Raw genomic sequence first — 19,909 nt, forward strand, 5'->3', positions numbered from 1 at the left:
GCGGAATCAAGAGGATTCAAGTGCCATGTACCTCACCACCCTCGATCATGAGACTGATTTCGACGGCTGGCGCAAAGCCGCACGTGCGCTGGCACTCCACCATGTGCCGCCGGCGGACGTTGCATGGGCCGTGCAAGGCCGAACGACAGACCAGATGCCGCCCGGCCTGTCCGAGGCGCCGAGCCTTCCACCGATCGAAATCGACAGCACCTTCAGCGTGCCGGCCAATTTCATCGAGCTTGCGCGCGTCGCGATCCTCAATCGCGACGGCGAACGCTTTGCGCTGCTCTATCGTTTGCTGTGGCGATTGAAGGCCGATCACGACGTATTGGCAATGATGACCGATCCCGATGTGGCGCTCGCCATGGCGATGGCAAATAGCGTGCATCGCGACGTGCAGCGGATGCGCGATGTCATCCGTTTCCGCGAGATCGGACGCGAGCAGAAGGCGCACTATGCCGCCTGGTTCGTGCCGGAGCATCACATCGTCGAATTCGCCGCATCTTTCTTCGCGCGCCGTTATGCCGACATGCCCTGGTCGATCCTCACACCCGACATCTGCGCTCATTGGGACGGCCACGTCATCTCGTTCACGCCGGGGATCAGCAAGACGGAGATGCCTGCACCAAACCGATTGGAGGAAACCTGGCGCCGCCACTTCCACCTGGACCGGCCTATCGCACCGGAAGCGCCCAAACAGCGCGGCAGGAACCTCCCGGAAGCCTCGATACTTGAACCGCTGCTCACCGATGCCGAACGCTGGACCGGCGGACGGATCACCCCGCGCCCGGAGGCAGCCATGCCACGCAAACCCGCAGGCGATGATCTGGAAACGCTGCACGAGGAAGCCGCCCATTGCCGCGCCTGCCCTCTCTACAAGGATGCAACCCAGACCGTATTCGGTGAAGGCCCGAAATCTGCAACCATCATGCTGGTCGGCGAGCAGCCCGGCGACAAGGAAGACATCGCTGGTCATCCCTTCGTGGGACCAGCCGGGCAGATGCTCGACCGCGCGCTGGAAGAGGCCGGCGTCGACCGCAGGAAGGTGTATGTCACAAACGCCGTGAAACACTTCAAATTCGTGCCGCGCGGAAAAATCCGCCTGCACCAGAAGCCGAACACACCGGAGATCCGCGCCTGCCGGCAATGGTACGAGCGGGAGCTGGCGGCCCTCCGGCCCAGCCTCGTCGTGGCGATGGGGGCGACCGCCGCGCAATGCGTGTTCGGCAAGATCACCCCGATCGGCAAGAACCGTGGCCGACTGATCGATCTGCCGGACGGTTGCAAGGCGCTGGTGACCGTGCATCCGTCCTATCTGCTGCGGCTGCCGGACCCCAAGGCAAAAGAGCTGGAATATCAGCGCTTTGTGGATGATCTGAAGATCGCAGCCGGATTCCGGGAAAAATCAGCACGGGCAGCGTGATATAAGACACGCTGCGCCGCAGCAGATACCGGTGGAGAACTGCCGCCATTTCAACTGCCTGTCATATGCCGCGCGCAAAATCAGAGCACAGGGACAGGAGAGTTTTTTATGAGTGATCTTGCTTTACCCGGCTCTATCGAGCCTGCGTTGCGGAAGGGGCCCGACCTCGACCGCGGTTTTCATCCGATGACCGGCATTATCTACATGGGGATCATCGCGGCCGCGCTGCTCTTCGTCGCCTACAGCATCTGGGTCGACGTCGATGCGACCGGCACGCAGGTCAAGAGCATTGCGCCCTTCCTCATGCTCTTCGTCGCGCTGCTGATCGCGCTCGGCTTCGAGTTCGTGAACGGCTTTCACGACACCGCCAATGCGGTCGCAACCGTCATCTACACCCGCTCGCTGCCCGCACACATCGCCGTGGTGTGGTCCGGCATGTTCAACCTGTTCGGCGTCCTGCTCTCGAGCGGAGCAGTCGCGTTCGGCATCGTCTCGCTGCTGCCGGTGGAATTGATCCTCCAGGTCGGCTCCAGCGCCGGCTTTGCCATGGTGTTCGCGCTTCTGATCGCAGCGATCATCTGGAACGTCGGCACCTGGTATTTCGGCCTGCCGGCGTCGAGCTCCCACACGCTGATCGGCTCGATCATGGGCGTCGGCATCATGAACGCGGTCCTGCATGGCCGCAGCGGCACCTCGGGCGTCGACTGGACCCAGGCCACCAATATCGGCAAGGCTCTGCTGCTGTCGCCGCTGTTTGGCTTCGTACTCGCCGCCGGCCTGCTGTTCATCCTGCGCTCCGTGCTGCTGCGCGCCACGCCCGCTTTGTTCGGCGAGCCGAAGGGCGATCAGCCGCCGCCGTGGTGGATCCGCGGCATCCTGATCCTCACCTGCACGCTGGTGAGCTTCTTCCATGGCTCCAATGACGGCCAGAAGGGCATGGGCCTCATCATGCTGATCCTGATCGGCACCGTGCCGACGGCCTATGCGCTCAACCGCGCGCTGCCGGCGAGCCAGATCGAGGCGTTCGTCGCGAACTCGGAGGCCGCGAGCAAGGTGATCGAGGCCAAGGCCGCCGGTTACAACGTGATCGGCAACCCGCGTCCCGCAGTGACCAACTACGTCGCTCAACACGAGGTCAACGGCGGCACGTTCCCGTCGCTCGCCGTGCTGGTGCGCGACATCGCAAAGCAGGTCACCACCTACGGGTCGCTGGCGAAGGTGCCGGCGGAAGTCGTCGGCAACACCCGCAACGACATGTACCTCGTCTCGGAAGCGATCCGCTTCCTGATGAAGGACAAGGAGGCCGAGCTCAGCGCCAACGACGTTGCCGTGCTCACCGCCTACAAGGGCTCGCTCGACAGCGCCACGAAGTTCATCCCCGGCTGGGTGAAGATCGCGGTCGCCATCGCGCTCGGGCTCGGTACCATGGTCGGCTGGAAGCGCATCGTCGTCACGGTCGGCGAGAAGATCGGCAAGACGCACCTTACCTACGCGCAAGGTGCCTGCGCCGAGATCACCGCCGCGGCCACCATTGCCGCCGCCGACGTCTACGGCCTGCCGGTTTCGACCACCCACGTGCTGTCGTCAGGCATCGCCGGCACCATGGCGGCGAACGGCTCCGGCCTGCAATGGGCGACGATCCGCAACATCGCGATGGCCTGGGTGCTGACCCTGCCCGCCGCGATGATCATCTCCGGCGTGCTCTACTACGTGTTCTCGCACGTGTTCTGATCATCACGCCACTCAACGACAAAGGGCCCGCGCATCGCGCGGGCCCTTTTTCATTTGGATCGTCATTCCGGGGCGGCACGAAGGACCGAACCATGGTGCGCAATTGCGCACCTGAGAATCGCGAGATTCCGGGCTCGATGCTTCGCATCGCCCCGGAATGACGTCGCACTTAGGTCGGCAGAGAGTTCTCCACCAGCTTGATCCAGTAGGACGTGCCGTAGACGATCGCCTCGTCATTGAAATTATACGCGGGGTGATGCAGACCCGCGCTGTCGCCGTTGCCGCAGAAGATGAAGGCGCCGGGGCGCGCTTCCAGCATGTAGGCAAAATCCTCGCCGCCCATCAGCGGCGGCATCTCATGCACATTGGTATCGCCCGCGACCTGTTTGGCCACCGCCCGCGCAATCTCGGTCTGCGCGGCGTGATTGTTCACCACGGGATAGTTCCTCTTGTACTGCAGATCGATTTTCGCACCGGTGATCTGCGCTACCCCTGCCACCACCTCGCGCACGCGCTTCTCGACGAGGGCGCGAACCTCCGGCGTCAGCGTGCGGATCGTGCCCTTCAGCTCCGCCGTCTGCGGAATGACGTTGCGGGCGTTGCCGGCGTGGAATTCGCAGATCGAGATCACGGCCGAATCCAGGGGATCGATGCTGCGCGCGACGATCGACTGCAGCGCGGTGATCACCTGCGCACCGACCAGAACGGAATCGACGCATTTGTGCGGACGCGCAGCGTGGCCGCCAAGGCCCTCGATTTTGATGTCGACCTCGTCGGTCGCCGCCATGATCGGCCCCTGCCGGATCGCGAACGAGCCGATCGGAATGCCCGGACCGTTGTGCATGCCATAGACCTGGTCGATGGCAAAACGCTCCATCAGCCCGTCCTTGACCATGGCTGCGCCGCCGGCGCCGCCCTCCTCGGCCGGCTGGAAAATCACGACCGCGTCCCCGGCGAAGTTGCGGGTCTCGGCGAGGTAGCGCGCGGCGCCCAGAAGCATCGCGGTGTGGCCGTCATGGCCGCAGGCGTGCATCTTGCCCGGATTCTTCGAGGCGTAAGGCAGGTTGGTCTGTTCCTCGATCGGCAGCGCATCCATATCGGCGCGCAGACCGAGGGTCTTGATGCCCTCGCCCGCCGGCTTCTTGCCCTTGATCAGCCCCACCACGCCGGTCTGGCCCATGCCGGTCACGACCTCATCGCAGCCGAATTCGCGCAGGCGGTCCGCTACGAATGCTGCGGTGCGGTGGACGTCATACAGCAGCTCGGGGTGCTGATGGATGTCCCGCCGCCAGGCCTGGATGTCAGGTTGAAGGTCGGCGACGCGGTTCACGATGGGCATGGAGGATCTCGAGCTTTCAGTTGGGAATACAGGACTGTCTACCATGCAAGCGGCGGTCCACCTAACTCCTTGAGGCCGACGATCTCGATCCAAACGTCATGGCTGGGCCTGCCGCTGACTTGTCTTGGCCATCCACGTCTGACAATTAGCAGGTGCTCCGGGACGAGCCAAAGACGGATTCCCGGGCATGACGATCATCCGGGTGGAAGCAGAATGCCAAGGCGGCTCGAGGGTGAGTTTGACTACATCGTCGTCGGCGCCGGCACGGCGGGCTGCATCGTCGCCAACCGGCTCTCGGCTGATCCGAAGAACCGCGTCCTCATTCTGGAGGCCGGCGGCGACGACAACTGGATCTGGTTCCACATCCCCGTCGGCTATCTCTTTGCGATCGGCAACCCGCGCTCGGACTGGATGTTCAAGACTGAGGCCGAGCCCGGGCTGAACGGCCGCGCGCTCGCCTATCCCCGCGGCAAGGTGATCGGCGGCTGCTCGGCGATCAACGCCATGATCTCGATGCGGGGACAAGCCGCCGACTACGACCATTGGCGCCAGCTCGGGCTCACCGGCTGGGGCTATGATGACGTGCGGCCGATGTTCAAGCACCTGGAGGACCACTTTCTTGGGCCGAGCGAGCATCACGGTGTCGGCGGCGGCTGGCGCATCGAGGCGCCGCGGCTGTCCTGGACGATTCTGGATGCCGTCGGCGATGCCGCAGAGGAGATGGGCATCCAGCGCATCCCGGATTTCAACACCGGCGACAACGAGGGCACGAGCTATTTCCACGTCAACCAGAAGCGCGGCCGGCGCTGGTCCTCGGCGCGCGGCTTCCTCAAGCCCGCGCTGAAGCGGCCCAATCTGCGGCTCGAGAAGCACGTGTTGGTCGACCGTCTGATCATCGAGCAGGGCCGCGCCGTGGGCGTGCGCTTCACCCAGAACGGCGAGACCATCGAGGCACGCGCCAGGCGCGAGGTGGTCCTCTCGGCCGGCGCGATCGGCTCGATCCAGGTCCTGCATCGCACCGGCATCGGGCCGGCCGACTGGCTCTCGCCGCTCGGCATCGACATCGTGATGGACCGGCCCGGCGTGGGACGCAATCTGCAGGACCATCTGCAACAGCGCGCGATCTACAAGGTCGAGGGCGTGCGCACGCTGAACGAGACCTACTACAATCTGTTCCGCCGCGGCCTGATGGGGCTCGACTATGCCTTCCGTCGCCGCGGTCCCCTCACCATGGCGCCGTCGCAACTCGGCATCTTCACCCGCTCGGATGCGACGCGCTCGCGCGCCAACATCCAATTCCACGTACAGCCGCTCTCGCTCGACAAGTTCGGCGATCCCCTACACCGCTTCCCCGCGATCACGGTCAGCGCCTGCAATCTCCAACCGAGCTCGCGCGGCACCGTTCGCTTACGCGCCGCGGCGCCGGACGAGAAACCGATCATCGCGCCGAATTACCTGTCGACCGCCGACGACCGCCAGGTCGCCGCAGACGCCATCCGCACCACGCGCCGCCTGATGCAGCAGAATGCGCTGGCAAAATATCGTCCGAGCGAATATCTGCCCGGCCCTTCCGTCGGTGACGACGATGCCTCGCTGGCCAAAGCTGCCGGCGATATCGGCACCACCATCTTCCATCCCGTCGGCACGGCGAAGATGGGCACGGCCAACGATCCGATGGCGGTCGTCGACGAACGCCTGCGCTTCTATGGCCTCGGCGGCTTGCGCATCGTCGATGCCTCCATCATGCCGACGATCACGTCGGGCAATACCAACACGCCGACTGCGATGATTGCCGAGAAAGGCGCGACGATGATTTTGGAGGATGCGAAGTAACGAAGACGCAGCCCGGATGCAGCGCAGCGCAATCCGGGAAGCAGCCGCACACCTCACCCCGGATTTCGCTGCGCTCCATCCGGGCTACACCGCGTCGTCCGCGGCGCGAAACGACCTCACGAAATCGTCATCCCATCCGGGAATAAACCGGCCCCTTCCCCGATCACATCCTCCGAAGCCCAATTCCGGGCGCAAGGAGAGGCGTGATGAGCGGACACGACCACGGGAACGACGGCGTCAACCGCCGCAAGGTGCTTGAATGCATGACCTGGGCCGGCACCGGGGTGCTCTGGACCATCACGGGCGGCGTGCCGCGCTCGCTCGGCATCGTCGATTCCGTCCAGGCCGCGGAAGCGCCCGGCATGACTTTCCTCCAGATCAGTGACAGCCATGTCGGCTTCGACAAGCCGGCCAATCCCAACGCGCTCGGCACGCTGGAGGAGGCGGTCAACAAGATCAACGCGATGCCGGCAAAGCCGTCCTTCATGATCCACACCGGCGACATCACGCACCTGTCGAAGGCCGCCGAGTTCGACAATGCCGAGCGCATCATCTCGCAGACCAAGCTGGACGTGCACTACGTGCCGGGCGAGCACGATTTCCTCGACGAGGAGGTGAAGTTCTATCGCGACCGCTATGGCCGCGGCACAAAGGGCCAGGGCTGGTATTCGTTCGATGCCGGTGGCGTGCACTTCGTCGGCCTCGTCAACGTGGTCGACCTCAAGGCCGGCGGGCTCGGCAATCTCGGCGCCGAGCAGCTTGCGTGGCTGGAGGACGATCTGCGCGGCAAATCGAAATCCACGCCTGTCGTGCTGTTCGCCCACATCCCGCTCTGGACCGTCTATCCGCAATGGGGCTGGGGCACCGAGGACGGCGCACGCGCGCTCGAATTCGTCAAAGGCTTCGGCTCGGTCACCGTACTGAACGGCCACATCCACCAGGTGATGCAGAAGGTCGAGGGCAACGTCACCTTCCACACCGCGCGCTCTACCGCCTTCCCGCAGCCCGCGCCCGGAGCTGCCCCCTCACCCGGCCCGATGAAAGTCGAGGACGCAAGGCTCCGCTCGATGCTCGGGGTCGCGAGCATCAACTTCAAGCAAGGCGATCAGCCGCTCGCCATCATCGACACGCCGCTCCAGGGCTGAACGGAAGCTGACCATGAAGACTCTCAATCGCCGCGACTTCGGTGTCGGCGTGGCCGCGGCCGTGCTGCTGCCCATCACCAACGCCCGTGCCGACGACATGGAGGTGCATATCGACAATTTCACCTTCCAGCCGCCTGAGCTCACGGTGAAGACCGGCACCACCATCACCTGGACCAACCGGGACGATATCCCCCACACCATCGTCTCGGCCGGCAAGTTCAGGTCCAAGACGCTCGACACCGACGACAAGTTCTCGTTCACCTTCACGGCGGCCGGCGATTACAAGTATTTTTGTTCGCTGCACCCGCACATGACGGGGTTGATCAAGGTTGAGTAACGGCTCAAACCAAGGCATCACCATTCTGCCCGGCCAGTGGGTTGACGCTGGCCGGGCACGCGCGTCGAAAGCCGACACCGGCGACAAGGCAAAGCGAACGGCGATGTCCTCCATCAGCGATGATCCCGACAAGGCGCGGCGCTTCCGTGAAGCGGCGCTGCCGTATCTGGACGACGTCTATACGCTCGCGCGCTATCTGTTGCGTGACGCCTCGGATGCGGAGGACGCGGTGCAGGAGTGTTACCTGCGCGCCCTCAAGCATTTCGACAGCTATCGCGGCCCGGCGATGAAGCCGTGGCTGTTCGCGATCCTGCGCAACGTCTGCAACGCCGAATATGCACGTCGGGCGCATTCGCCCGCGGCGATCGAGGATATTCCCGAGGCGTCCGAGCAGCCGCCGATCTGGCGCGAGACCGAAGCGAATCCCGAAACTGATATGTTGCGCACGCGTGACGCGACGGCGATCAGAAAACTCATCGAGGCTTTGGCCGAGCCATTCAAGGAAACCTTTGTGCTGCGGGAGATCAACAACCTGTCCTATCGCGAAATCGCCGAAGCGGTCGGGGCGCCGATCGGTACCGTGATGTCCCGCCTTGCCCGGGCCCGCGCCATGCTGCGCGCAGCCTGGATGGCGGAAGAGGAGCAACCGAAATGACCTGCGACGAGGCAAAGCTTCTGCTTCACGCACTGATCGACGGCGAGCTGGATGCCGGTCATACCAGCGAGGTCGAGGCGCACATCGCGACCTGCCCGGCTTGCGCAACCGAACTCGCCGCACAGCGCGAGATGAAGCGCGTGCTCGCCGATGCGAGCCTGCGTTACACCGCGCCGGCTGCTTTGCGTGCGCGCATCGAGGCCTCGCTGCCGCGGCCGCGCCCGCAGAGCCGCCGCGCGGTGCTGCGCGGCTTTGCGATGGGCTCAGCGGTCTCGGCGCTCGCCGCCACCGGTCTCGTCGCCATCGTGCTGCGCCAGGACGACCAGCAACGTATCCTGTCCGAAGTTGTCTCGGCGCATCTGCGCTCGCTTCAGGCCGGCCATTTGACCGACGTCGTCTCCACTGACCAGCACACGGTAAAACCGTGGTTCAACGGCAAGCTCGATGTCGCCCCGCCCGTAATCGACCTGACCGCGCAGGGCTTCACGCTACTCGGCGGCCGGCTCGATTACATAGACGCCCGCGCGATCGGCGCGGTGGTCTATCGGCGCCGGCAGCACATCATCAACCTGTTCGTGTCGCAGACCGCAAGCACCGAGCACCGCGCGCCGAAGACCCAGACCATGCAGGGCTTCAACTGCCGCCGCTGGGGTGACCGCGGCCTGAACTTCTGGGCCGTCAGCGATATCGGCGCCGACGAGCTCGCCGAGTTCGTCGACAAGTTCGAGACGGCGATGAAGGCGAATGTGGAGGGGTAGCCAGTAGGCAAGCAGTCATCGCACGCGCCTGAGCACGCTGTTACTCCTGCGGAGGAAAGCGCTCGAAGATGGGCAGTTCGTGGGCGCGCTCCATCCAGCGAATCCGCTCGGCGACCTGGATGTGCATCATGGCTGGAACGGCATCGGGGTCATCATAAGTGCCGCTCTGGATGTCGATGATGCCGGGCATCATGTTTTCATTGATGTAGAAGAGCCCGGTGCCGCAATTGGCGCAGAAGTGCCGTCGTCCATGCTCGGACGATTGATAGATCTTCGGCTGGCCGCGCACCACTTTGACCGCTTCGAGCGGATACATCGCCCAACCCACCATCGGTGCCCCGGAATGGCGACGGCAATCCGCGCAATGGCAGAGCGCGTGCACCATCATGTCGCCGTTCACCTCATAGCGGATCGCACCGCAATGACAGCCGCCAGTGGCACGCATCGCCCGCTCCTCTCCCGGTCAGGTCAACGCGGGGAAAGTAGATGCTACTTTGAAGGTTCGGTAGGTGGACTGCTTCAGCAGGTCGCACGTCGCGACACCGGGCCGCGGCCGGCGCCTATGCCGACCGCCTCACCGCATTGTCCACCAGCGTCTTGCCCAGCGACCAGATCGCGCCGGGGACCTTGTGGCTGCCGGCGATGACGTCGTCGAACGCCTTCTCGATCCAGTCGCAGTCTTCTTCGGTGATGGTGAGAGGCGGCAGCAGCTTGATGGTGTGGCTGCCGTGGCCGGCAACTTGCGTCAGGATCTTGTAGTCCTTGAACAGTGGCACGGTGATGAGCTGGCAGAACAGACCCTTGTTCGCTGTCTCCAGCACGTTCCAGGACGCCCTCAAGCGCAGCGATTTAGGCGGGCCGAACTCGACGCCGATCATGAGGCCCTTGCCGCGCACTTCCTTCATCAGTTCGTAGCCGGGCACCATGCGCGTCAGCGCAAGGCGGAGCTCTGCACCGCGCTTGGCGGCGGCCTCGATCAGCTTCTCGGATTCCAGCACGTCCAGCGTGGCGATGCCGGCGGCCATCGCAAGGTCGTTCTTGGAGAAGGTCGAGCCATGCACCACCGCACGGTCCATCTGGTTGAAAATCTTGTCGAAGATGCTTTTCCGCGTCAGCACCGCGCCGACCGGAACGTGACCGCCCGAGAGCGACTTCGACAGCAGCACCATGTCGGGCTCGACGTTCCAGTGCTCGACCGCGAGGAAGCGGCCGGTGCGTCCCATGCCGGTCTGGATCTCGTCGGCGATGAACAGCGTGCCGTATTTCTTGCAGAGCGCAGCCGCGCCCGGCAGGAACTCGTCGGTGGGCATGTTGACGCCCTTGCCCTGGATCGGCTCGACGATGAAGCCTGCGACCTCGCGCGAGGACAACGCCTTTTCCAGCGCCGCGAGATCGTTGAACGGGATCGAGGTGCAGCCGGGCAGCAGCGGCTCGAAGCCGCTGCGGAAATTCGAGTCCCCCGTCAGCGACAGCGCGCCGTAGGTCAGGCCGTGATAGGCGTGGGCGCAATAAACGATACCCGGACGTCCCGTGGCACCGCGCGCGAACTTGATCGCCGCTTCGACGCTCTCCGCGCCCGAATTGGCGAAGAACGCCTTGTCGAGATAGGGCACGTATTTGAGCAGCCGCTCGGCGAGCACACCGGCGAGCGTCGAGACATCGAACTGAACGAGATTGGGCAGATCGGCGTCGAGCACGCTCTTCAGCGCCTCGCGCATCACCGGGTGGTTGCGGCCGATCGCGAACACACCAAATCCGGACAGCAGGTCGAGATAGCGCGCGCCATCGCGGTCGTAGAGGTACTGCCCCTGCCCCTTCTGGAAACCTACATCGTAGCCGATGGTTTTGAGCACCCGAACGAACTGCTCATTCAGGTGACGCGTATGCAGGGAGCTGCGTTGCGCCTCGCGGTCAGCAAAGAGCTGAGCCATGTTTGGATTTGGAGTGTGCATCCGCTACATACTTCGGTTGATGGCTGTGTCGTCAACAGAAAACGGTCGTTGCGGCCTTTTGCCCTTTTTCGGACCATCTTCGCAAGCACAGCTTTAAATCATGTTGCACTGCCAAGGAACCATCATGCGTTTGGCCCTTTACTCCGGAATAATACTGGTTAGCGGTTTCAGCTGTTTGAACCCGGCCTTCGCGGCCGATCCGACCGGCGACTGGCGGGTCGCCGACGGCGTCGCCAACATCCGCGTGGCTCAATGCAATGGCAGCATGTGGGGCGCGGTATCCTGGGAGAAGACCCCCGGCGGCCGCGACGAGAACAACCCGGATGTCTCAAAAAAGAGCAGGCCGACCCTGGGCATGGCGATCCTGATCGACATGAAGAAGAAAGCCGGCGCCGACCAGTGGGAGGGCCAAGTCTACAATGCCAAGGACGGCCAGCTTTACGCGTCGACCATCACACCCGCCGGCGCCGACGAGCTCGAAATCAAGGGCTGCGTGCTTGGCTTCCTCTGCGGCGGCGAGACCTGGACCCGGGTCGGGCCGCCGATCCCGTCGAGCCCCGCGAACAGCATGGCCAAGAGCGCGCCGAAGACCACCGGCGCGGCGCCCAAGACGGCGGCGACCGCAGCGCCCGCCACTCCCAAGAGCGGCGCGAGCGCAAAATCCGGTCAGAAGGGTGCCGCCGATCCCGTCGGCGACATCTGCCTACTCCCTGAGATTGCGGGGTTTGCCCATTAGGGCCGGCTGAAACAGCAGCACGGCTGCGAGCGTCGTCACCAGCGACAGCGCGAGCAGCTTGCCCATGCTGGACGTGCCGGGATGGCTCGACAGCCACAGGCTGCCGAACGCGGTGGCGGTCGTCAGCGCGCTGAAAAAGATCGCCCGCGTCAGGCTGGTCTGCAGCAGATTCGTCCTGCCGGACCGCCATGCCACGACATAGTAGATCTTGAAGGCAACGCCGACGCCGAGCAGCAACGGGAACGCGACGATATTGGCGAAGTTGAGCGGCAACCCGATCAACACGCAAATCTCGAGCGTTACCGCGCCCGCAACCAGGAGCGGCACCAGCGTCATCAGCACGTCGGTGAATCGCCGCAAGGTGATCCACAACAGCAGGCTGATGACGACCAGCGCATAGATGCCGGCCATGATGAAGGCGCGCACGACGGTATCGCCCGATTTCAGGATCGACACCGGACCGCCGATCGCAGTCGGCTCCGCCGTGAGCACGGCCGCGGCGAACCTGCGCAAGGTGTCGTTGTCGTTGGGGTCGCCGCGCGGCAGCGCCTCGACTCGGATCACGCCGTCCTTGCTCTTCCAGGCATTGACCAAATCAGGTGGCAGCGACTTCAGCGTGACCGGCTCGGCCTGCATCGCGTTCCTGAGCTGGTCGAACACGATCTTCATCGGCGTAATGAAGACGTCCTGTGCCTTGTTGCGGGTCGCCTCGTCCGCGTTGGCGAGCTTGTCGAGCGCGTCCGCAAGCCGCCGCGAGGCGGCCGCGCCGGGCCCCTTGTCGTTGCCTGCGGTCCTGCGCAAGGCGTCGACCGAGGATTTCAGCGAGTCGACATTTTCCTGGTCCGAGGGCGCAGCGTCGACCTGGTCCGGGTTGAGCGCGGGGGTGATCACCTTGGCGCCCTGCGCGATCAGCTTCAGCTTCGGCGCCTGGTCCTCCGGCACGAAGCTGTCGAGGGACATCACCCGCAGCACTTCCGGCAGCTTCTCGAGCCTTGCCTCGATCTGCTTCGCCTGCTCTTCCGAATTGGTCAACACGTTGATGGCGTTGGCGCCGGTGTTCGGATCCTTGCGCAGATCGAGAAAGGTCGCGATCGACTCCGCCCTGGGGTTGCGCAGGTTCATCGGGTTGAAGTCGAACTTCATGTAGTAGAGCAGCGGCAGGCCGCCGAGCGCGAGCAGCAGTGTGCCACCGACGATCACGACGCGGTGCGTCTCCAGGAAGCGATCGACCGGTGCCAGGAAGGCGTAGCCCACGGGCTCCTTCTCACCGGGCGGGTTCAAGAGCTTCAACAGCGCCGGCAGCACGGTGATCGAGGAAATGAACGCCACCAGCATGCCGACGCCGGCGATCTGGCCGAGCTCGGCGATGCCCTTGTAGTCAGTCGGGATGAAACAGAGGAAGCCGGCCGCCGTCGCCATCGCTGCCAGCGAGAGCGGGATCGCCGAGCGCTTGGCGCCCAGCACGAGCGCAGACGTGAGATCATCGACCTTGTAGCGCTCCGAGCGATAGCGGACGCTGTACTGGATGCCGAAATCGACACCGAGACCGACGAACAGCACGGCAAAGGCGATCGACAGCAGGTTGAGCGAGCCGACCATCATCAGGCCTGCGGCCGTCGTGATTGCGAGCCCGACGAACAGATTGACGAACACGGCGAAGATGATCTTCGCCGAATGCAGTGCAAGCCACAGGATGAACAGCACCACGATGACAGTGCCGATGCCGTTGACCACGGCGCCTTCCTGAACCGTCGCATATTCTTCGTTGGCGATCGGGACGGGGCCGGTCAGGCGCACCCGCGCCTGGTACTTGGTTGGAAAATCCAGTTCGGCCGCGGCCTTCCGGATGGCGTCGGTCGCGTCCTTGCCGGGCTCGAGCGCATTGTAGTCGAGAACCGGTTTGAACTCGATGAAGGCGCGCTTGTCCGAGTCGGTCAGCGGCTGATCGCTGACGAGCTCGCGCCAGGAGAAGATCGCGTTGCCCTTGTTCAGGACGGTCTCGACCGTCTGTGCGATCAGGTTGAAGGGACGCTCGGTGTTGTCGAGCTTCACCTGGCCCCGCTTGACACCGGCAAGCCCGGTCTCCAGCGCGCCGGTGAGGCCGCGGATCGAGGGATCACCCGCCATGATCTCGATCAGGGGGGCTGCAGATTCGAACTGGCCGGTGATCTTGCCGACCTCTTCGGTCGACAGAAACAGCAGCCCGTTCTTCTCGAAGAATTCGCCGGTGCCGAGCTGCTGCATCGACACGAAATTGGTCTTGTCGTCCTTCAGCTTCGCGTAGAGCGCATCTGCTGCGGCGGTGGTCATCTCGGGCGTCGCAGCCTCGACGACAGCCAGGATCGTCGCATCGCGATCGAAGGCGCGGTCGAACTGCTGGTCGCGCTGCCGCCAGTCGAGGTTCTGCGAAATCAGCGAGTTGATGTCGGTGTTGATGGCGAAATGGCGTGCCGCGTAGTAGCCCGCGCCAACCGCCAGCAGGAGCCCGCCGACAACGACGAGGGTGGCAAATCGGGTGCAGGCTCGGACGATCGCAACGACTATACTTTGCAGCACAACTTTTCTTTCTGGCTTTTAAACAGCTTGCCGGAAACGCCCGCTCTTTATCGGAGTTCCCCAGCGAAACCTATCGCTGTTTTGGGCGGTCTGACCCATCGGGAGGTTCGATGAATTGACGAAGGTCAACGACCGCGCGGGCGGGTATAGACGGCCAGTTGAGGCGGTAAAGTGACGAAGGGGTGAGGGACCGCCTTAACCTTGCCGCATCATAATACCGTTAATGGAACCGAGAACGCGATCCGCCTTTCCTCGCGGCCGTTTTTTTGACACAAGGCCCTGTGCCTCCATGCGCTTGGGGCCAAACGGACGGGTGGGCTGCTACCGCTGATGCGGAACCAATGGTGCGGATATTGCACTATTGGTGAGTATCGGGGTGCGGCCGGGGACAACTGAACGGATTTGGTGCAACTTGCGTGATGGGCGACCTATGGAAGTTTATCTAGCGCAGCCGCGCGGCTTTTGTGCCGGCGTGGTGCGTGCCATCGAGATCGTGGAGCGGGCGCTCGAGAAGTATGGCCCGCCCGTCTATGTGCGCCACGAGATCGTGCACAACAAATACGTCGTCGAAAGCCTGAAGAAGAAAGGCGCGATCTTCGTCGAGGAGCTGTCCGAGGTTCCCGCGAAATCGATGACCGTTTTCAGCGCCCATGGCGTGGCCCGCAGCGTCGAGGAAGAGGCTGCTGCGCGCGACCTTCCCGTGCTGAATGCGACCTGTCCCCTGGTCACGAAAGTTCACAATCAGGGGAAGCGCTACATCTCCAAGGGCCGTACCCTGATACTGATCGGCCATGCCGGCCATCCCGAGGTCGAGGGCACCATGGGCCAGGTTCCAGGCCCCGTGCTGCTCGTCCAGAGCGTCGAAGAGGTGGAGGCCCTGACGCTGCCGGTGGATAGGCCAGTGGCCTACATCACCCAAACCACGCTGTCGGTGGACGATACCAGAGACATTATCGCGGCCCTCCAGGCCCGATTTACAGATATTCAAGGCCCCGACATCCGGGATATCTGCTATGCGACACAGAACCGCCAATCTGCGGTAAGGGACTTAAGTAAGCTGGTCGACGTGATCTTGGTGGTGGGCGCTGCCAATAGTTCCAATTCGAACCGGCTCCGCGAAATCGGCACTGAGGCCGGCGTGGCGAGTTATCTGGTCGCCGATGGCCGCGAGCTCAATCCGGCATGGTTGAAAGACGCCAAGACCGTCGGCATCACAGCCGGCGCCTCGGCACCTGAGGTTCTCGTGGATGACGTGATCGAAGCCCTGCGACGGATCGGACCGGTCTCGGTCTCGGTTCTGCCCGGGCGCGAGGAAAACATCGAATTCCGGCTTCCGGCGGAACTCGCCGCAAGCTGACCTACCTGAATTTCAAGCCCAGAAAGAAACGTGTGATGGCAATACCCTTCTTCAAGGAAATGCGTATCGGCGGCTATTTGCTCAAGCAGAAACTGCTTGGCCGCAAACGCTATCCGCTCGTGTTGATGCTGGAGCCGCTGTTTCGCTGCAATCTCGCTTGCGTCGGCTGCGGCAAGATCGACTATCCGGACGCAATCCTCAACCGCCGCATGACAGCGCAGGAGTGCTGGGACGCCGCCGACGAATGCGGCGCGCCGATGGTGGCAATCCCCGGCGGCGAGCCGCTGATCCACAAGGAGATCGGCGAGATCGTGCGCGGCCTCGTGGCGCGCAAGAAGTTCGTCTCGCTCTGCACCAACGCGCTTCTGCTCGAGAAGAAGCTCGACCTGTTCGAGCCCTCCCCGTACCTGTTCTTCTCGGTGCATCTCGACGGCTTGAAGGATCACCACGACAAGGCCGTCTCGCAGAAGGGCGTGTTCGACCGCGCTGTGTCCGCGATCAAGGCAGCGAAGGCGCGTGGCTTCACGGTCAACGTCAACGCCACCATCTTCGACGGCCATCCGGCGGAAGAAATCGCGAAGTTCCTGGACTTCACCACCGAGCTCGGCGTCGGCGTTTCGATGTCACCGGGCTACGCCTATGAGCGTGCACCGGACCAGGAGCACTTCCTCAACCGCACCAAGACCAAGAAGCTGTTCCGCGACGTCTTCGCGATGGGCAAGGGCAAGAAGTGGAACTTCATGCATTCCGGCCTGTTCCTGGACTTCCTCGCCGGCAACCAGGAATACGAGTGCACGCCCTGGGGCATGCCCGCGCGCAACATCTTCGGCTGGCAGAAGCCCTGCTATCTGCTCGGCGAAGGCTATGCCAAGACCTTCAAGGAGCTGATGGAGACCACCGACTGGGATACCTACGGCACCGGCAAGTATGAGAAGTGCGCCGACTGCATGGCGCATTGCGGCTACGAGCCGACGGCGGCGACGGCGGCGCTGACGAACCCGATCAAGGCCGCATGGGTCGCGATGCGCGGCGTCAGGACGTCGGGCCCGATGGCGCCGGAGATCGACCTCTCCAAGCAGCGTCCGGCGCAGTACATCTTCTCGGAGCAGGTCCAGAAGAAGCTCTCCGAGATCCGTCGTGACGAGGCGCTTGCTGCCGAGCAGAAGGCCTCGACCGCCGCGTAGGCACACTCTCGACCTGTAGCCCGGATGGAGCGGAAGCGAAATCCGGGATCAGGCGTTCAACCGGCCCCGGATTGCGCTTCGCTCCATCCGGGCTACGCTAGATCAAAAGACAAAGGCCCGATCGCGCTGCGATCGGGCCTTTTTGTCTCGTTTATGCGATTCGAAACCGCTCAGATCGCCTCGGAGACGAGCCCCTCGCTGCCGATCAGGAAGTCGCGGCTGACGCGCAGGGAGCGCAGTGCGCGATTGAAGTCGATGCCGGTCGAGACCAGCGCGCGCAGCGTGCCCGGATTGCGCACGACGCCGCGCAAGATCGTCGCCACATCGATCTGGCCGTTCGGCTTGATCGCCTCGCGCGCCAGCGCCGGCAAGGCGCGGTGGGCGGGATCGCTGATGACCCGGAGTGCGGCGAACGGAAGGCCTGCCTCGGCGGCGTAGGCAGCCGCGATATGGCTCTCCATGTCGACGGCGGCCGCACCGGTCTCGGAGTGGAGCGCCGCCTTGCAGGAGCTGCCCGTGACCACTTCCTCGGCACCGGCAAGGCTGCCACGCACGACGCGGCGGCGTCCGGAGGTCAGCTTGTCGATGAGGTCTTCGCTGAGCGACAGGCCGGCGGCCCACCGGGCATCGCCCGCCAGCACTTCGGTTGCGACCACGACGTCGCCCGAGCGAAGCGTGGGATCGAGCCCGCCAGCGACGCCGAAGGAGATCACGCCCCGGATGCTCTCGGAATCCACCACCGTCAGAAGCGCCCGCAGCTGCGTCGGGCTACTCGAAGAGCAAATAACGGCCATTCCAGGCCCCGCCGCGATGCGGGCCTCCTGAACCAGACCGGTCACAATAAGTATCGGCCGCAGGTCTATTGCATTCCCCGCGGAGCCCCCGTCCCCCGTCCCCAAAGTCACATTCCGACCCCTACCACCCTGCTGTTGGTGTTCCGCAAGTTCCGATACCGCGCCAGCGCCCACAGCGGAAAGAACTTCGGGTAACCATGATACCGTAGATAGAATACGCGGGGAAAGCCCGTCGCCGTGTAGCGCTGCTCGTCCCACAGCCCTTTTTGGTTCTGTGTTGCAATCAGGTACTCCACCCCGCGGGCGACGGCCGGATGATCGACCTCACCGGCCGCCATAAGGGCAAGCAAGGCCCATGCCGTTTGCGAGGCGGTCGAGGGCGCGGCCTCCCAACCCTTGTAGTCGAGCCGGTAGCTGACGGCGTCCTCGCCCCAGCCGCCATCCTTGTTCTGGATCGAGACCAGCCAGTCGGCGGCCTTGCGAATCATCGGGTCGGTGTGGCCGACCCCGGCCGCATTCAGCGCGCACAGCACCGACCAGGTTCCGTAGACGAAATTCATGCCCCAGCGGCCGTACCAGGACCCCTCCGGGTGCTGGGTCCGCCGGAGATAGGCGACCCCATCGGCCACGTGCTTGCTGGTCTTCTCGGTCTCGCCGAGCTGGGCCAGCATCGAAATGCAACGCGCGGTGACGTCCTCGGTCGGCGGATCGAGCAGCGCGCCGTGGTCGGAGAACGGAATGTTGTTCAAATAATATTCGAGGTTGTTCACGTCGAAGGCAGCCCAGCCGCCGTCGTCGCTCTGCATGCCTTCGATCCACTCCCGGCCGCGGTCGATCGCGGCGTCATAGCCGGCCGCGCCATGCTCCCGGCGCATGCGGTCCATCGACATCACCACGACGGCGGTGTCGTCGAGATCGGGATAGTGGGCGTTGTTATACTGGAAGGCCCAGCCGCCGGGGCGCGTCTCCGGCCGCTTCACCGCCCAGTCGCCCTTCACATTGAGCTCCTGCTTTGGAATCAGCCAGTCGAGGCCCTGCTTCGCAGCCGGTATGGCTTGCGTGCCGCCGGCCTCGAGCAGCGCGTGGGCGGTCAGCGTCGTATCCCAGATCGGCGAGACGCAGGGCTGGCAATAGGCTTCGTCGTCCCTGATCACGAGCAGCTTGTCGATGCCCCGGCGCGTGGTCGCGCGCGGCGGATAGCTCTCGTCCTTGCCGAGCGCGTCGTACATCATGACGATGTTGGCCATCGGCGGATAGATCGCGCCCATGCCATCCTCGCCGTTCAGCCGCTCCTCGGTGAAGGCGAGCGCCGCGTCGATCGCGCGCTTGCGCAGGCTCTTGGGAAACAGCGGCTCGATGAAGCGCAAGATAGCATCGAGCGAGCGGAACAGCACGAACCAGGCCATGCTCTGGTGCGGCGCCTTGGCGGTCATGCCGATCGACCGCGGATCCTGGAGAAACAGCTCGTCGATGCCGACGCCCTTTGGATTCCGCGCGCGCGGCTTGAGCGCCGCGAGCACCATCAGCGGCACCATCGTGGTGCGCGCCCAATAGGAGATCTTGTTGAGGTGGAACGGCGACCAGAACGGCAACAGCACGATCTCGACCGGCAGCACCGGCACCGCGCGCCAGGTCACGACGCCGAACATCGCCAGCGTGAAGCGGGTGAAGACGTTGCTGTGAATCGCGCCGCCGCGCGAACGGATCGCCTCGCGCGCCCGCACCATATGCGGCGCGTCGATGGAATCACCGATGATCTTGAGCGCGAAGTAAGCCTTCACGCTCGCGCTCATGTCGAACTCACCGTCATGCACCAAGGGCCAGCCGCCATGGGCGCCCTGCACACGGCGCAGATAGTTGCCGATCTTGGTCTCGAGCACGGCGTCGACCGGCTCGGCGAGATGGTGGCGCAACAGGATATATTCGGCCGGAATGGTGCAGTCGGCCTCGAGCTCGAATACCCAATGGCCGTCCGATTGCTGAAAGCCGAGCACCCCTTGCGTGGCCGACGCAATGCTCGATTCCAAGACTTCGCGGTCGTTCGCGCTCTTGTTCACCGAATGCATCTCGCTCGATATCTCCGATAGTTGCTGGGAAAATTGACCGGGA

At 63.9% G+C, this 19,909-nt stretch carries 16 protein-coding genes; 10 read left to right on the top strand and 6 right to left on the bottom strand.

The window, feature by feature from the left end:
- The first annotated feature begins 25 nt into the window (after positions 1 to 25).
- The gene (locus Q3C01_RS22805; protein ID WP_458147608.1) at positions 26 to 1,423 is read left to right on the top strand and encodes a UdgX family uracil-DNA binding protein; all 1,398 of its coding nucleotides are present in this window, start codon (positions 26 to 28) and stop codon (positions 1,421 to 1,423) included.
- 108 nt (positions 1,424 to 1,531) lie between these two features.
- Positions 1,532 to 3,154: an inorganic phosphate transporter gene (locus Q3C01_RS22810; protein WP_458147549.1), complete on the top strand. Its 1,623-nt coding sequence runs from the start codon at positions 1,532 to 1,534 to the stop codon at positions 3,152 to 3,154.
- Between the two features lie 169 nt (positions 3,155 to 3,323).
- On the opposite strand, the gene Q3C01_RS22815 is transcribed toward Q3C01_RS22810, so the two are convergent.
- Positions 3,324 to 4,493 (bottom strand): M20 aminoacylase family protein, encoded by a 1,170-nt coding sequence (locus tag Q3C01_RS22815; RefSeq protein WP_458147550.1) that lies wholly within the window; start codon positions 4,491 to 4,493, stop codon positions 3,324 to 3,326.
- 213 nt (positions 4,494 to 4,706) lie between these two features.
- Here Q3C01_RS22815 and Q3C01_RS22820 point away from each other — a divergent pair, with 213 nt between their 5' ends.
- The 5 genes from Q3C01_RS22820 to Q3C01_RS22840 all read left to right on the top strand — a co-directional run bounded on the left by Q3C01_RS22820 (position 4,707) and on the right by Q3C01_RS22840 (position 9,221).
- Positions 4,707 to 6,326 carry a GMC family oxidoreductase gene (locus tag Q3C01_RS22820; protein WP_458147551.1) on the top strand — a complete coding sequence of 540 codons (1,620 nt, stop codon included), beginning with the start codon at positions 4,707 to 4,709 and terminating at the stop codon, positions 6,324 to 6,326.
- A 206-nt stretch (positions 6,327 to 6,532) separates the two neighbouring features.
- Positions 6,533 to 7,471: a metallophosphoesterase family protein gene (locus Q3C01_RS22825; RefSeq protein WP_458147552.1), complete on the top strand. Its 939-nt coding sequence runs from the start codon at positions 6,533 to 6,535 to the stop codon at positions 7,469 to 7,471.
- Positions 7,472 to 7,484: 13 nt separating this feature from the next.
- Positions 7,485 to 7,808 carry a cupredoxin domain-containing protein gene (locus Q3C01_RS22830; RefSeq protein ID WP_458147553.1) on the top strand — a complete coding sequence of 108 codons (324 nt, stop codon included), beginning with the start codon at positions 7,485 to 7,487 and terminating at the stop codon, positions 7,806 to 7,808.
- Positions 7,809 to 7,911: 103 nt separating this feature from the next.
- Positions 7,912 to 8,463, top strand: coding sequence for a sigma-70 family RNA polymerase sigma factor (locus Q3C01_RS22835; protein ID WP_458147609.1), 552 nt, complete (start codon positions 7,912 to 7,914; stop codon positions 8,461 to 8,463).
- Positions 8,460 to 9,221 (top strand): anti-sigma factor family protein, encoded by a 762-nt coding sequence (locus Q3C01_RS22840; RefSeq protein WP_458147554.1) that lies wholly within the window; start codon positions 8,460 to 8,462, stop codon positions 9,219 to 9,221. Before Q3C01_RS22835 ends, Q3C01_RS22840 begins: the two co-directional genes overlap by 4 nt.
- Positions 9,222 to 9,261: 40 nt before the next feature.
- On the opposite strand, the gene Q3C01_RS22845 is transcribed toward Q3C01_RS22840, so the two are convergent.
- Together Q3C01_RS22845 and hpnO are read right to left on the bottom strand one after the other, a co-directional pair.
- Complete coding sequence (locus Q3C01_RS22845) at positions 9,262 to 9,666, bottom strand: GFA family protein (RefSeq protein ID WP_458147555.1); 405 nt, start codon at positions 9,664 to 9,666, stop codon at positions 9,262 to 9,264.
- 115 nt (positions 9,667 to 9,781) lie between these two features.
- Positions 9,782 to 11,173: an aminobacteriohopanetriol synthase HpnO gene (gene hpnO / locus Q3C01_RS22850; RefSeq protein ID WP_458147556.1), complete on the bottom strand. Its 1,392-nt coding sequence runs from the start codon at positions 11,171 to 11,173 to the stop codon at positions 9,782 to 9,784.
- 124 nt (positions 11,174 to 11,297) lie between these two features.
- Between hpnO and Q3C01_RS22855 the strand changes: the two genes are divergently transcribed.
- On the top strand, positions 11,298 to 11,909 hold the full coding sequence (locus Q3C01_RS22855) for a DUF2147 domain-containing protein (protein WP_458147557.1): 612 nt from the start codon (positions 11,298 to 11,300) through the stop codon (positions 11,907 to 11,909).
- Here the strand turns inward: Q3C01_RS22855 and hpnN are convergent.
- Entirely contained in the window at positions 11,877 to 14,465 is a 2,589-nt protein-coding gene (hpnN, locus tag Q3C01_RS22860; protein ID WP_458147558.1) for a hopanoid transporter HpnN, read from the bottom strand. The two genes, Q3C01_RS22855 and hpnN, sit on opposite strands and share 33 nt — an antisense overlap.
- Before the next feature lie 430 nt (positions 14,466 to 14,895).
- Here hpnN and ispH point away from each other — a divergent pair, with 430 nt between their 5' ends.
- Both ispH and hpnH read left to right on the top strand, forming a co-directional pair.
- Entirely contained in the window at positions 14,896 to 15,822 is a 927-nt protein-coding gene (gene ispH / locus Q3C01_RS22865; RefSeq protein ID WP_458147559.1) for a 4-hydroxy-3-methylbut-2-enyl diphosphate reductase, read from the top strand.
- 35 nt (positions 15,823 to 15,857) lie between these two features.
- On the top strand, positions 15,858 to 17,006 hold the full coding sequence (gene hpnH, locus Q3C01_RS22870; protein WP_458147560.1) for an adenosyl-hopene transferase HpnH: 1,149 nt from the start codon (positions 15,858 to 15,860) through the stop codon (positions 17,004 to 17,006).
- Positions 17,007 to 17,176: 170 nt separating this feature from the next.
- Here hpnH and Q3C01_RS22875 read toward each other — a convergent pair whose 3' ends face one another.
- Positions 17,177 to 17,911, bottom strand: a complete 735-nt coding sequence (locus Q3C01_RS22875) for a phosphorylase (RefSeq protein WP_458147561.1) — start codon at positions 17,909 to 17,911, stop codon at positions 17,177 to 17,179.
- Positions 17,908 to 19,866: a squalene--hopene cyclase gene (shc, locus tag Q3C01_RS22880; RefSeq protein ID WP_458147562.1), complete on the bottom strand. Its 1,959-nt coding sequence runs from the start codon at positions 19,864 to 19,866 to the stop codon at positions 17,908 to 17,910. The genes Q3C01_RS22875 and shc overlap by 4 nt, the downstream gene beginning before the upstream one ends.
- Positions 19,867 to 19,909: the final 43 nt, after the last annotated feature.

The organism is Bradyrhizobium sp. UFLA05-109, from assembly GCF_054185165.1.